Origin of the sequence: Flagellimonas oceani, assembly GCF_011068285.1 — a bacterium.
GTDB classification, from domain to species: domain Bacteria; phylum Bacteroidota; class Bacteroidia; order Flavobacteriales; family Flavobacteriaceae; genus Flagellimonas; species Flagellimonas oceani.
Genome location: NZ_CP049616.1, coordinates 2730119 through 2743607, shown reverse-complemented (window position 1 = coordinate 2743607; position 13489 = coordinate 2730119). Strand labels below are relative to the sequence as shown.

Annotated in this window: 14 protein-coding genes; 10 read left to right on the top strand and 4 right to left on the bottom strand. The window is 42.2% G+C overall.

What is annotated here, in order from left to right:
- Positions 1-8: 8 nt before the first annotated feature.
- Complete coding sequence (locus GVT53_RS12650) at positions 9-419, top strand: DUF4293 domain-containing protein (RefSeq protein WP_166248899.1); 411 nt, start codon at positions 9-11, stop codon at positions 417-419.
- 66 nt (positions 420-485) lie between these two features.
- Here the strand turns inward: GVT53_RS12650 and GVT53_RS12645 are convergent, their stop codons facing one another.
- On the bottom strand, positions 486-980 hold the full coding sequence (locus GVT53_RS12645; RefSeq protein ID WP_166248898.1) for a metallophosphoesterase family protein: 495 nt from the start codon (positions 978-980) through the stop codon (positions 486-488).
- Positions 981-1068: 88 nt separating this feature from the next.
- Here GVT53_RS12645 and truA point away from each other — a divergent pair, with 88 nt between their 5' ends.
- Positions 1069-1824 (top strand): tRNA pseudouridine(38-40) synthase TruA, encoded by a 756-nt coding sequence (gene truA / locus GVT53_RS12640; protein WP_166248897.1) that lies wholly within the window; start codon positions 1069-1071, stop codon positions 1822-1824.
- Positions 1808-3580 carry an ABC transporter ATP-binding protein gene (locus GVT53_RS12635; RefSeq protein ID WP_166248896.1) on the top strand — a complete coding sequence of 591 codons (1773 nt, stop codon included), beginning with the start codon at positions 1808-1810 and terminating at the stop codon, positions 3578-3580. Before truA ends, GVT53_RS12635 begins: the two co-directional genes overlap by 17 nt.
- Here GVT53_RS12635 and GVT53_RS12630 read toward each other — a convergent pair whose 3' ends face one another.
- Genes GVT53_RS12630 through folP form a run of 3 tightly spaced genes read right to left on the bottom strand, consistent with a single transcriptional unit; the run spans position 3581 to position 6023 of the window.
- A complete protein-coding gene (locus GVT53_RS12630; RefSeq protein ID WP_166248895.1) occupies positions 3581-4360 on the bottom strand; it encodes a DUF3667 domain-containing protein in 780 nt (259 codons plus the stop codon).
- Positions 4357-5145, bottom strand: a complete 789-nt coding sequence (cdaA, locus tag GVT53_RS12625) for a diadenylate cyclase CdaA (protein ID WP_166248894.1) — start codon at positions 5143-5145, stop codon at positions 4357-4359. Before cdaA ends, GVT53_RS12630 begins: the two co-directional genes overlap by 4 nt.
- A 44-nt stretch (positions 5146-5189) precedes the next feature.
- Complete coding sequence (gene folP / locus GVT53_RS12620) at positions 5190-6023, bottom strand: dihydropteroate synthase (protein WP_166248893.1); 834 nt, start codon at positions 6021-6023, stop codon at positions 5190-5192.
- A 95-nt stretch (positions 6024-6118) separates the two neighbouring features.
- Here folP and GVT53_RS12615 point away from each other — a divergent pair, with 95 nt between their 5' ends.
- The 7 genes from GVT53_RS12615 to GVT53_RS12585 all read left to right on the top strand — a co-directional run bounded on the left by GVT53_RS12615 (position 6119) and on the right by GVT53_RS12585 (position 13484).
- Entirely contained in the window at positions 6119-6661 is a 543-nt protein-coding gene (locus tag GVT53_RS12615; protein WP_166248892.1) for a DUF1599 domain-containing protein, read from the top strand.
- Positions 6658-7797 (top strand): BT_3928 family protein, encoded by a 1140-nt coding sequence (locus tag GVT53_RS12610; RefSeq protein WP_166248891.1) that lies wholly within the window; start codon positions 6658-6660, stop codon positions 7795-7797. The genes GVT53_RS12615 and GVT53_RS12610 overlap by 4 nt, the downstream gene beginning before the upstream one ends.
- Before the next feature lie 29 nt (positions 7798-7826).
- Positions 7827-8576, top strand: coding sequence for a triose-phosphate isomerase (tpiA, locus tag GVT53_RS12605; RefSeq protein ID WP_166248890.1), 750 nt, complete (start codon positions 7827-7829; stop codon positions 8574-8576).
- 3 nt (positions 8577-8579) lie between these two features.
- A complete protein-coding gene (gene prmA, locus GVT53_RS12600; protein WP_166248889.1) occupies positions 8580-9413 on the top strand; it encodes a 50S ribosomal protein L11 methyltransferase in 834 nt (277 codons plus the stop codon).
- A 23-nt stretch (positions 9414-9436) separates the two neighbouring features.
- Complete coding sequence (locus GVT53_RS12595) at positions 9437-9712, top strand: ATP-dependent Clp protease adaptor ClpS (protein ID WP_166248888.1); 276 nt, start codon at positions 9437-9439, stop codon at positions 9710-9712.
- Positions 9713-9852: 140 nt separating this feature from the next.
- The gene (locus GVT53_RS12590; protein WP_166248887.1) at positions 9853-10455 is read left to right on the top strand and encodes a hypothetical protein; all 603 of its coding nucleotides are present in this window, start codon (positions 9853-9855) and stop codon (positions 10453-10455) included.
- 293 nt (positions 10456-10748) lie between these two features.
- The gene (locus tag GVT53_RS12585) at positions 10749-13484 is read left to right on the top strand and encodes a TonB-dependent receptor (RefSeq protein WP_166248886.1); all 2736 of its coding nucleotides are present in this window, start codon (positions 10749-10751) and stop codon (positions 13482-13484) included.
- The last annotated feature ends 5 nt before the right edge of the window (positions 13485-13489 follow it).

Sequence of the window (13489 nt, the reverse complement as noted above, 5' to 3'; positions counted from 1 at the left end):
TTTGCACAATGATTCAACGGATACAAACGTTATTTTTGCTCATAGTAGGCCTCATTTCGGGCATACTTCCGTTCTTTCTGAACTTATGGGTGGAAATAGGTGGAAAAGAAGTGTTTGCCCAAGACGAAGTTTTGGTAAGCCTTGTTTTTTATGCCGTTGCCGTTCTGGCCGTTGTGTCGATCGTAATGTACAAGAAAAGACAAAATCAATTTGTGGTAAACAGATTGAACATGATATTGAACCTTTTTTTACTAGGATTTTTCGTTTATCGATCGCTAAGCTTATCCGGAGAAACTGTGGTTTCAGAGAAGGGTATTGGGATGCTGATTCCTGTATTTTCTATCGTTTTTCTGGTCCTGGCCAACAGGGCTATCAAAAAGGATGAAGATCTTGTAAAATCTGTTGATCGCTTACGTTGAACCTAACATCTTAGTAGTATTAGTGCGAAAAAACCCTGGCTTTGGCCGGGGTTTTTATGTTTTGGGCTATCGCTTGCCCAATTCCACTACCTCCAAGTCCGATATCTTTTCCCCATCGATCACAAATCTTAGCATTGTCCGCACCTGGTGAAAGCCATGTTTTCCACAAGCGCCGGGGTTCATATGTAACAGCCCCAGCTTTTTGTCGTGCATCACCTTTAAAATATGGGAGTGCCCACAAATAAAAAGTTTGGGCGGATTGTTCCTGATCTCGTCCCGTACGCGAATGTTGTAACGGTTGGGATAGCCACCAATGTGCGTGATCCAAACATCCACCCCTTCGCACATAAACCGATTGTTCTCTGGATACTCTTTCTGAATCACGTGGTCATCAATATTTCCGTGCACGCCACGAACAGGTTTCACGGCTTCCAACGCATCGGTAACGGAGAGGTTGCCAATGTCACCGGCATGCCAGATTTCATCGGCCTGGGCGGCATACTTTAAAATGGTGTTGTCCATGTGTCCATGCGTGTCGGAAAGCAATAAAATTTTCGTCATTTCGCTAAAAATATGCTAAAAACAAGGGGTTGGATTCGTGTTGGAAAGGATTCAATTATCTTTATGGGCTTAAAAGTAAGGGATCCCATTGAGATATTTTATCCAATTTTCTTATTTCGGAAAAGCGTACCACGGATGGCAGAACCAACCCAATGCCATTACCGTGCAGGAAGTCTTGGAAAAAGCCCTGTCCACATTGCTGCGCGAAAAGGTAGAAGTTGTAGGGGCCGGAAGAACCGATGCCGGTGTGCATGCCAAACAAATGTTCGGTCATTTTGATTTTGATCCTATTCCCGATGCCGAAGACTTGGTGTACCGATTGAACGCCTTTTTGCCAGATGATATTGTCGTTCAGGGAATTCATCCGGTCGCGGCCGATGCCCATGCGCGGTTTGATGCCGTGGAACGCACCTACGAATATTGGTTGGTCAAGGAAAAGAATCCATTTTTGTTTGATCATGCCCATTTTGTAAAACATTATTTGGATGTGGACGCCATGAACAAAGTGGCCAAAATACTGTTGGATTACACCGATTTTGAATGTTTTTCCAAGTCCAACACCGATGTAAAGACCTTTAATTGTGATGTTAAAGAAGCATTTTGGACGACGGACGAGGAAAAGTGGGTGTTCACCATTACCGCCGACCGTTTTTTACGAAATATGGTGCGTGCCGTAGTGGGCACCTTGTTGGATGTGGGACAAGGTAAAATGTCCCCGGAAGATATCCATCAGGTGATTGCAAGTAAAGATAGGGGAGAGGCAGGCGTCTCCGTCCCCGCAAAAGGATTATATTTGACCAAGGTTTTATATCCAAAAGAAATTTTTGATGAGCAAAAAGGATGATGTAGGAAAAGCGTTTGATTTTCGCTTGTTCAGGCGTGTTTTTTCACGGACCAGGCCCTATCGTGGCATTTTTTGGTTAGTGGCCATAGTGGCGGTGCTGTCCGCGGCATTTGCCATCGGGATACCATTGTTGGTCAAGACCATCATAAACGAATCTTTGGAGAGCAAAAATTCCGAACAGTTGCTCAATAATGTACTGTTGATGCTTGCCTTTCTGTTGGGCCAGGTGATTACGCAATTGTTGTTCAATTACTATGCAAACCTTTTGGGCGAGTCGGTAATCCGGGATATTAGAGTTGATCTATTTAAAAAGATGACCGGCTTTAAAATGACCTATTTTGACAATTCTTCCATTGGAGTATTGGTCACCAGGGCCGTTGCGGATATGCAACGTATCGGTGAAATTTTCAGCCAAGGATTTTTTATGATCGTGGCCGATGCACTTAAAATGCTGTCGGCAGCCATCATTATGGTAGTGATCAACTGGAAATTGGCCTTGATCGTTTTTGCGATTCTTCCTGTTATTTTGATTGCTACGCGTCTCTTTCAACAGGCCATGAAAGTTGCTTTTGTTGAAGTGCGGGCACAGGTTTCCAACCTAAACTCCTTTGTGCAGGAACGCATTGCCGGAATGAAGATCGTTCAACTCTTCAACCGAGAGGAAATTGAAAAGGAAAAGTTCCGGGTCATCAACGAAAAACATCAAAATGCGTGGTTGAAGACCGTTTGGTACAACTCCATATTTTTCCCGATTGCCGAGATTTCCAACTCCATTGGTATTGGTTTGGTCGTATATTTTGGTGTGATTCAGAACATTCAGAATGTAGGTATGGACAACAAAGGGGCCATTGTGGCCTTCTTTTTCTTGATGGATTTATTGTTCCGTCCGCTGCGTCAAATCGCCGATAAGTTCAATACCCTTCAGATGGGGATGGTGGCAGCTAACCGCGTTTTCAAGATTTTGGATACCAATAGCCATATTGACGACAACGGAACCGTTGAGAAAAAGGATGTGAAAGGGGATATCGAATTCAAGGATGTCCATTTTGGCTATGTGCCCGATGAAGAGGTGCTCCATGGAATTTCATTCAATGTGAAGGCGGGTGAAACCGTTGCGATCGTCGGTGCGACCGGTGCCGGAAAATCTACCATCATCAACCTGCTCAACCGATTTTATGAGATCAATTCAGGAAAAATTTTGGTGGACGATGTATGTTTGGACGATTATACCTTACGTTCGCTCCGTTCCCATATTGCCATAGTGCTGCAAGACGTTTTCTTGTTTGCAGATACCATTGCGAACAATATTTCACTTCGTGATGAGAATATCACTACGGAAGAGATAGAAGCTGCAGCGAAACAAATCGGGGTGCACGAATTTATATCCAGTCTTCCGGGAGGCTATCAATACAACGTAAAGGAAAGGGGAACCATGCTGTCCAGCGGGCAACGTCAATTGATTGCCTTTTTGCGCGCCTACGTGAGCAATCCAAGTATTTTGATTTTGGACGAGGCGACCTCTTCTGTGGATACGTATTCCGAAATGCTCATACAACAAGCTACCGATAAAATTACCGAGGGCAGGACTTCCATTATTATTGCCCACCGTTTGGCGACCATCAAAAAAGCGGATAAGATCATAGTGATGGATGCGGGCAAAATCATTGAAACCGGAACCCATCAGGAACTTTTGGAAAAAGGTGGTTATTATAACGATCTCTACAATGCCCAGTTCTTGGCAGAGGAAGTTGCCTAATTATTTTGGAGGAGGAGCAAAGTCTTGCAAGTTTATTACTCCAGTTAGGATCATAATAAAGGGGATTAAAGTGGAGGTCAAAATATAAAGCATGAACAAAATCATATAAAATAGAAGTAACCGGGCCACAAGTGCTACTCCTTCTGAATCGGAAATCCTAATTACTGCGTATGTTGCGTATACTACCATGGCCAAGCTTCCAATAAATGAAAAATGGATGTAATATTCCGGTATAAAAAGTAATACGAGTACCGATGGGAGAAAGAGGAAAATGCTATAATGGGCTAGGACGTACATGAAAATAATGGTCCGCTCTGCAAAATTATACCCTTTCTTATCGAAGCATAACCAGCCGGATATTGCCATCAGAGGAATATAGATTATAAAAATCAAGGCTTGATAATCCATAATAAAGCCCATCAATTTTTCTTGAAAAACAGTTTGTGTTTTTGTATCAAAAGCATCGAATTGCATAAAATCGATGGATTTGGCCATCATAAATACGATTAATCCAGAAAGGGTCAGGGCAATTCCCAAATAACTTATGGGGTTCAAGTATTTCCTACGAAGACCTTGCAAATAACCCTCGATGACCACCTCCGGTTTTGAGAACAAGTGAACAAAGGTATTTACGAACGTATTGTCCAAGTTGAAGTATCGCTCTAGAACATCGGTCCAAAGATTCTTAACGGTAATTCTGTTGCGAATTACCTTTCCGCCACAAGCCGGACAATAAAGAAAGTCCGTTCGTAGTCTTGTGTCGCAATTTTTGCACGTCATTGCTCCAAGTCCTTTTTAATGCGTTTTGCCAATTCCTCCTTGTTTTTAAAAGGAATAAAGTCTCCATTTTTAATATAGGAAATAGACCCTGTTTCTTCACTGACGACCAAACAAAGTGCATCTGTCTTTTCTGTGATGCCCACGGCGGCCCTGTGCCGCAATCCAAAACGAAGTGGAATATTACGGTCGTTGGAAACGGGCAAAATCACCCGGGTTGCGGTAATGAAGTTTTCTTGGATTACAATGGCGCCATCATGCAATGGACTGTTCTTAAAAAAGATACTTTCTAAAATAGGCTGTGTTATCTTTATGTCCATGGCATCTCCGGTGGACTTTACAAAATCCAAAGAGTTGTTCCTTTCTATAACGATGAGCGCACCGGTTTTGGAAGTGGCCATACGTTCGCAGGCATTTATGATGGCATCAACGTCGGTGGTGGTCGAGACCGCTTCTTGCTTTAAAAACTTAAAACGTCTTAAAAAATTTCTTTTGGAGGCAAAATTGGTGGAACCGACCATCAACAGAAACTTTCGAATCTCTTGTTGGAATACAATGATCAGGGCTATCAGACCAATGTTCATAAAACCACCCACCATACTGCTGATCATTTTCATTTGAAGCAGTTCGGTCAATTTCCAAAGGGCCCAGACAATCACGATCCCTATAAAAATATTGATGGCGACCGTGCCCTTGACCAGTTTGTAAATATAATAGAGGAGAGCGGCCACGAGGACTATGTCAATGACATCCGTAATCTTGAATTCGAGAAAATTTAAAAAATCCAACCGCAGCGTTTTTGTAAAATTAGCAAAAATAGGAGAACCTCAAATTAGAGTGCATTCTCTTTTAAAGCTTGTACAAGTTTAATACATTCCGAGGCTTCTTTCACATCATGGGCCCTAATAATGTTGGCTCCCTTTAAAAGCGCTATGGCATGGAGGGCCGTTGTGCCGTTCAATGCTTCTTTCGGAGATGATTCCAATACTTTGTAAATCATGGACTTTCTGCTCAAACCGATCAAAATAGGCAAACCAAAGGTTTGGAACATGTCCAAATGGTTTAAGAGCGTGTAGTTTTGCCCCGTCGTTTTCGCAAATCCAAAGCCTGGGTCAATAATAATATCGTTGATTTTTTTGGAGGTCGTCTCCATTATTTTTTCTGAAAAATAATATCTAAGATCATTGATCAAGTTGTTGTAAGTTGCTTCTTTTTGCATGGATTGAGGGGTCCCTTTCATGTGCATCATAATATAAGGTACTTGGTGTTTGGCGACGGTGGCAAACATTTCCGCATCCAAATTCCCGGCGGCAATATCGTTGATGATGGCCGCGCCGTGCTCAATAATCTCCGCTGCTACATTGCTTCGGAAGGTATCCACGGATATCAAAGTATCGGGAAACTTTTTCAGAATCAGGTCGATAACGGGAATCATCCTCTTCAATTCTTCGTCCTCTGGAACATGCGCTGCTCCGGGTCGGGAACTGTAAGCGCCCATATCAATAAAAGTAGCCCCATTTTTGAGCATATGTTCCACTTGGTCAAGGATGGATGCTTCGTCCTTATATTTTCCGCCATCAAAAAAAGAGTCTGGGGTAAGGTTGAGTATGCCCATTACTCTGGGCTTTTTTAGGTCGATGAGCTCACCTTTGCAGTTTATGGTCATAAAAAATATCTGCTTTGTTGGGTTTCATTATCTTTGGCAAAGTGCTTTCGGGCACGGATAAGTTGGACGAAATTTACGCAAATTAGCAACAATACATGCAGCAGACTTCCCAACAGTACGATGCGGTGATACAAACCTGTCGTGAATTGTTTTCAAAAAAAGCCAAGGATTATGGCACTGCTTGGCGAATCCTAAGGTTGCCCTCATTGACGGATCAGATTTTTATCAAGGCACAGCGCATTCGTGGGCTACAACAGAACGATGTGCGCAAAGTGGATGAAGATGAGCGTTCCGAGTTCATTGGCATCATCAACTATTCCATTATGGCGTTGATTCAAATCAAGAAAGGGGTAGTGGAGCAGCCGGACCTTACCGCTGAGGAGGCCATTTCGCTTTATGATGAACAAGTGGCCATCACCAAGAAGTTAATGGAGGACAAAAACCACGATTATGGGGAGGCTTGGCGCGATATGCGGGTAAGTTCGCTTACAGATTTGATTTTGCAAAAGTTGCTGCGCGTAAAACAGATTGAGAACAACCAAGGTGCGACTTTGGTCAGCGAGGGCGTGGATGCCAACTATCAGGATATGGTAAATTATGCAGTTTTTGCATTGATTCATTTAAGCGAAGAAGAATGAAATACATTGTTTGGATATCAAGAATCATCGTAGGTGTTCTTTTTATAATAAGTGGGCTGATAAAATTGAACGACCCTATGGGGTTTTCCTTTAAACTGGAAGAATATTTTAGCCCAGGAGTATTGGATTTGCCTTTTTTGACGCCGTTGGCATTGGGAATTTCCATCTTTGTGGTCATTGTCGAAGTGATTTTGGGCGTTTTACTTTTGATAGGTTTTAAGCCAAAATTTACGGTCTGGAGCCTCCTGCTCATGATTGTATTCTTCACATTCCTTACCTTTTACTCCGCTTATTTCAATAAAGTGACCGATTGCGGTTGTTTTGGGGACGCCATCAAACTGACGCCGTGGGAATCCTTCACCAAAGATGTGATTTTGCTGGTTTTTATTTTGATACTGTTCTTCGGCAGAAAATATATCACTCCCTTGTTCAATACCAAAACCAACTGGATTGTTGGCGGTGTGGCGCTCCTGGCCTGTATGTTGTTCGCCAATCACGTATTGGCGCACTTGCCCTCGGTTGATTTTAGACCGTATAAAATCGGAGCCAATATTCAAGAAGGGATGTCCGTTCCCGAAGATGCTCCAAAACCGGTATATGAGTACGCCTGGCGTTTTAAGGTGAACGGAGAAGAGCAAATTTATGTGACCCAGGGTGACTATCCCACAGTAGATGGCGAATTTATAGATGTGGAAACCACCCAAATCCAAGCGGGTTACGAACCGCCCATTCACGATTTCACCATTGAGCAAGAAGGACAGGATTATGCTGCCGAATTGCTGGAAGAGGATAAATTGGTGATGGTCATTGCTTACGATTTAAATAAAACAGCCGGCTTGACCAAAGGCGCTACTACTAAAGAAATACAGGAAGCACAACAAGAAATTTACCCAGAGGTAAAGAAAACGACCGATCGAGCAATTGAAAAAGGTTACAAAGTTATTGGTATGTCCGCTTCGAGCAGTGATATGGCCGAGAAAATTAGCGATACCTACGGACTGGATTTCGAATTCTATTTTACAGATGAAACAACTTTGAAGACCATTGTGCGCTCCAATCCGGCTATTTTGGTACTCAGCAAGGGAACCATTCAGCAAAAGGTACATTACAATGATTTTGAGGAACTCACTTTCTAATTATAACACTAAAGAAAAAACGAAATAACATGAGAACAAAGATTGTGGCAGGAAACTGGAAAATGAACAAAAACCTTCAGGAAACGGAGGAATTGTTGGCCGAGCTTTCCGCCAAACTACCCGATACAACTGCAGATGTAATTGTAGCGCCAACGTTTGTAAACCTTCAAGCGGCAAAGCAAGCATTGCAAGATTCAAAAATACAAGTAGCGGCACAAAATATGCATTTTGCAGAAAGTGGCGCTTACACCGGTGAAATCTCTGCGGATATGTTGTTGAGTTTAGATGTGGATGTTGTTATCCTAGGTCACTCCGAAAGACGTGCCTACTTTGGCGAAGACGATGAATTATTGGCCAAAAAGGTAAAAACCGCTATCGAGAAGGGTCTAAAAGTAATCTTCTGCTTTGGTGAGGAATTGGAGGATAGAAAATCTGACAATCACTTTGCCGTGGTCGAAAACCAATTAAAAAATGCTCTGTTTGATTTGGATGCCAGTGCTTGGGGCAAGATTGTTTTGGCCTACGAGCCCGTTTGGGCCATTGGTACCGGGGAAACCGCCAGTCCAGAGCAAGCACAGGAAATGCACGCGTTCATCAGAAAAACCATTGCAGATGGTTTCAATGCATCCATTGCTGAAGATGTTTCCATTTTGTACGGTGGAAGCGTAAAACCGGCCAACGCCGCCGAAATTTTTTCCAAACCCGATGTAGATGGAGGTTTGATCGGAGGTGCTTCACTGAAAGCTGAGGATTTCTCCGATATCATCAAGGCGATTTAAACAATGTCCTTGGTTTACCTCGAATTTGATTTTAAAATAAGCCCGCTCCAACCCGCATCCGATATTCTGATCGCGGAGTTGGGGGAATTGGGTTTTGAGAGCTTTGTGGAAAACGAAGCTGGACTTTTGGGCTATATCCTTAAATCCGATTGGAAAGAAGGTCTGCTGGATGAACTTTTCATAGTGCAAAATCCAAATTTTGACATAACATGGACCAGCAAAGATATCGAACAGCAGAACTGGAACGAGGAATGGGAGAAAAACTTCCACCCGATCGTTGTTGGTGAAAAATGCATGGTCCGAGCGCCTTTTCATAAAGCTATTGATGTGGAATACGATATCGTGATCGAGCCCAAAATGAGTTTTGGAACAGGACATCACGAAACCACCCATATGATGTTGCAACATATTCTTGATAGTGATTTTGAAGGAAAATCCGTCTTGGATATGGGGTGTGGAACAGGTGTGTTGGCCATTTTGGCTAAAAAACGAGGCGCTGCTCATACGGAAGCCATCGATATTGATGAATGGTGCTTTTTAAATACCCAAGAAAATGTGGAACGAAACCACTGTTCCGATATCAAAGCTTTTCAAGGAGACAGTAGTTTGCTGAAAGACAAAAAATTTGATGTGATCCTGGCCAACATCAACCGAAATATTTTATTGGAGGACATTCCCGTTTATGTGGATTGCCTCAAAAAAGGCGGGACACTTTTTTTGAGTGGCTTCTATTTGGGGGATTTGGATGCAATTTCTTCAAAATGTGGCGCCTACGGTTTGGAATTTGAAAAAAATCTGGAGAAGAACAGTTGGGTTGCGGCAAAATATGTAAATTAGAAAGAGTAAAGTCCGTTAGCAAAATGAGTACTAGAGAAAAAGAGTTGGAAGATGTCCTCGTGGAAGAGGAGACCACAAATGAGCACGAAATAGTTCTTTTTAATGACGATGTGAACACCTTTGACCACGTGATCACCACCCTTATCAATGTTTGCGAGCATACGCCAGAGCAGGCCGAACAATGCTCCATTATTGTTCATTACAAAGGGAAGTGCACGGTAAAGACAGGTGAGTATTCCTTTTTAGAACCTAGGTGCAGCAAGCTTTTACAGGCAGGTCTAAGTGCAGAGATCGTATAATGCACCAAATTTTCAAATATTACATGGTGGATGACTGAGAAGGTCATAAATTCTTTACCTAGATTTATAACTTCTTATCTCCCATTTCTTTACATTTAGCCTCAGCAACCAAAACCAACCCTAACCGTCCATTTATAAAAATGAGCGAATTCTTTAAGGCTGAATTGAAAGACCGTTTTTTGGAATATGCTCTTGAGCGGAGCGACTATTTTCAAATCCATACCCTTTACGACGAATTTTTAAGGCCCAACTACAGTCTGGAATATGTTCAGAAATTGGTGCATGAGATTTTAACCTACGATGTTGAACTATTGGATGTGATGGGAGGGAATGGCTTGGATGTATTTATGTTGGCATCCACAGCAAGTACGCAGGATTTTTTGGATGAAGGTGGATTTATGAACCTTTATGTAAAAGAAGAAGAGAAATGGGATGTTTTTCTAGGTCAACTCTCCGGAATGCCAAAGCTCACCAAAGAGGAGAAAAAACAGATTAAAAAAACCGCTCCGGACCTTAAACGCGAAAAATTTATGCTCGTAGGATTGATCTCTGCGGTGGCGGTGAGTTTTTTGTTCACTTTGATAAGTATTTTTAATGAAACGCTTCTAAAGCCCGAATATGTTCCCGCAGATGAATTTGAACGTAAGATGGAACAGCTTAGGGAGCAATATATATTGGAAAACAAAAGACTTCAACTCGATTTAAGGGAGGCCCAGCGCGTTTTGGATTCTTTGCAGGAATGAGCTTCATATTGTCCAACGTTTTGGGGCGCTTCCATTTAATATATAATCCTATAGTCCATAAGATTTGGTTTTTTAATGATTTAACACGTTCGATTTGATCAATAATTTGAATCAAACTCAAATATTTTGACGATGTATTAATTTTTTTAGAGAACAATGGTTTTTTAAATGATAAGTTCATCAGATCATTAATTTTTTGTTAAATTGTTGAAGGCTAATTCAATAAACCATTGACATTTTTTCTTAGATTTTATCCTTTTCATAAAAAGGGAAGTTTATGTGTCATCTTTTTGATGGTACAATTTACGTTCTCTCAAAATACATCCATTACCATTTCGGGTGATTCAAAAACTTCCTCTGAGTTCTTTCGGGAATTGGAGAAAAAATCCGGTTTTTCTTTTTTCTACCTCGATAATTGGATTGAAAATATAGAGGTGACAGATAACTTTGTGGAAGCTTCGATTACCGAAATTCTCAACATTGTTTTATCCGATACATCATTGAATTTTTATGTTCTGGAAGAGGAAAATAGGGTGTTTTTATTACAAAACACAGTTGTTTATGATGAGCTTCCGCCTAGTTTCTACAGGCAAAATGATTCGATTACGCATGAGAGAGAGGTGATTGCCCGAGGAAATTTTCCCCCACCCGTATTCTATAATGATCACATATCCCAAACGGCACAAAACCTTCCTGTGGTTCGTATTGGACGAGCTGATGAAAAGAATCTAAAGTCGACCTATAAATTGTCGGGCCGGGCGGTAAATGCCCAAACAGGTGCGCCCATACCGGATTTGGCAATAAGGGTGCAGTCAAGCGGACGTGTTGCCGTGACCAACGAGCAAGGGGAGTATGAACTTATTTTACCGGCCGGTTATAATTTGATAGCTACCAGTGCCATGGGAATAAGGGATTCGGAACAAGAAGTGATCATGTACAACGATGGAACCTTGAACCTTCAATTACAGGAAAGTTTGGAGCAGTTACAGGAAGTAGTGGTAGAGGCGGATGCCGTAAGCAATGTGGAGGATGCCATATCCGGTAGTGAGGAGATAAGTTCGGAAGAGTCAAAAGATATTCCCCTAGTGTTGGGAGAACGCAACATTTTGGAGGTGGCCAAGGCATTGCCCGGAATTTCATCGGCAGGCGAAGGTGCCACTGGACTGAATGTCAGGGGAGGCAAAACCGACCAGAATTTGGTATTGCTGGACGACGCCGTTATTTATAACCCCACCCATTTTTTTGGCATATTTCAAGCGTTGAATCCGTTTACCACGGAAAAAGTGAATATTTATAAAGGGGCGCCGCCCGTTGAGTTTGGCGGGCGACTTTCATCGGTACTGAATATTGAGACCAAAAATGGAGATACCGAAAAAATATCAGGTGAGGGGTCCATCGGCCCCGTTACAGGTAATCTAGCTTTGGAAATTCCATTGAAAAAGAAAGTGTCTTCATTGATGATTGGAGGAAGGGGAGCTTATGCCGACTGGATACTACAATCTTTGGATGAGGAATCCCTGAACAACAGTGAGGCATCATTTTTTGACGGTATTGTAAAGTATCATCATAAATTCAATGAAAATAGTGAGATCAGGGGTACTGCTTATTACAGCAAGGACAATTTCAGTATTACTTCTGATTCACTTTATAATTATAGCAACAGATTGGGTTCGGTTCGATGGGCCCACAAGCTGAGCGAAAAAACAACGGGAGTATTAACAGCGAGCAATAGCAACTACAATTTTGGTATTGACTATGAGGATGATGGTAACAGCAACTTTGAGCTGGATTACACTATAAATGAATCGGAACTCAGATATCGGTTGAATACCCGCTTGAACGATATGCATATATTCGGTTATGGGCTTTCGGCAAAATATTATGCAGTGGAACCCGGTAATGTGGAGCCAAAGGGCGCGAACTCCAACGTAGAGCCCGTTTCCGTCGATCAAGAGCAGGCCTTGGAAGGGGCGCTCTTTATTGGTGATGAGTTTAAAGTGTCCGAGAGATTGCTGTTCAATGTGGGCGCGCGGTACGCTTTTTATGCGGCCATGGGAGAGGCAACACAAAACACCTACCAAGAGGGTGCTCCCCGGAGCGAGACCACCGTTCAGGATACCATTGCTTACGGCAGTGGTGAATTCATCAAAACCTATGGAGGGCCAGAGGCTAGGGTTTCGGCGAGATACTTGTTTGCTCCGGACTTTTCAATAAAGGCAAGTTTCAACAATTCCTATCAATTTATCCATACCCTGTCCAACAACACAACCGTTTCGCCTATTGATACTTGGAAACTATCGGACTTGAACATTAAACCTCAAAAGGGGTATCAGGTGACATTGGGGTTTTTCAAAAATTTCAAGGAAAACATGTACGAATTGAGCCTGGAAGGTTACTATAAACGAATGGAGGATGTGCTGGATTTTAAGACAGGGGCCGACTTGCTGCTCAATGAGAATGTGGAGACCGAAGTACTCCAAGGACAAGGAAAGGCCTATGGTGTTGAGTTTCTTTTGAAGAAGAACAGGGGTAGTTTAAATGGGTGGGTCAGTTATACCTACTCCCGATCTAAATATAGGTTCGACGGCGACACCAGTGAGGAACGTATCAATAATGGAGAGTTTTTTCCATCCAATTTTGATAAGCCACACGACCTAAGTGTTATTGCCAATTACAAGTTTACACGCAGGTATAGCGTATCTATGAACTTTGCGTACCAAACCGGTAGGCCTATAACATACCCCGTAGGAACCTTTAGGTTTAACAATGCGGATTACGTCACATTCAGTGATCGTAACAAGTTTAGGATTCCTGATTATTACCGATTGGATTTGGGAATCAATATTGAGGGCAATCACAAAAAGAACAAATTGGCCCATAGTTTTATCACCATTCAAGTGTACAATGTGCTGGGCAGAAATAATCCATATTCTGTATTTTTTGTAACGGACGATGGAGAGGTAAAAGCTTTGCAAAGCTCTATTTTTGGGGTGCCGATTCCTTCGATAACCTATAATTTCAAGTTTTGATGATC

Coding starts and splice junctions, on each gene's coding strand:
- GVT53_RS12650 (WP_166248899.1), top strand. CDS start 9: ATGATTCAACGGATACAAACGTTATTTTTGCTCATAGTAGGCCTCATT.
- GVT53_RS12645 (WP_166248898.1), bottom strand. CDS start 980: ATGACGAAAATTTTATTGCTTTCCGACACGCATGGACACATGGACAAC.
- GVT53_RS12635 (WP_166248896.1), top strand. CDS start 1,808: ATGAGCAAAAAGGATGATGTAGGAAAAGCGTTTGATTTTCGCTTGTTC.
- GVT53_RS12630 (WP_166248895.1), bottom strand. CDS start 4,360: ATGACGTGCAAAAATTGCGACACAAGACTACGAACGGACTTTCTTTAT.
- folP (WP_166248893.1), bottom strand. CDS start 6,023: ATGACCATAAACTGCAAAGGTGAGCTCATCGACCTAAAAAAGCCCAGA.
- GVT53_RS12615 (WP_166248892.1), top strand. CDS start 6,119: ATGCAGCAGACTTCCCAACAGTACGATGCGGTGATACAAACCTGTCGT.
- GVT53_RS12610 (WP_166248891.1), top strand. CDS start 6,658: ATGAAATACATTGTTTGGATATCAAGAATCATCGTAGGTGTTCTTTTT.
- tpiA (WP_166248890.1), top strand. CDS start 7,827: ATGAGAACAAAGATTGTGGCAGGAAACTGGAAAATGAACAAAAACCTT.
- prmA (WP_166248889.1), top strand. CDS start 8,580: ATGTCCTTGGTTTACCTCGAATTTGATTTTAAAATAAGCCCGCTCCAA.
- GVT53_RS12595 (WP_166248888.1), top strand. CDS start 9,437: ATGAGTACTAGAGAAAAAGAGTTGGAAGATGTCCTCGTGGAAGAGGAG.
- GVT53_RS12590 (WP_166248887.1), top strand. CDS start 9,853: ATGAGCGAATTCTTTAAGGCTGAATTGAAAGACCGTTTTTTGGAATAT.
- GVT53_RS12585 (WP_166248886.1), top strand. CDS start 10,749: ATGGTACAATTTACGTTCTCTCAAAATACATCCATTACCATTTCGGGT.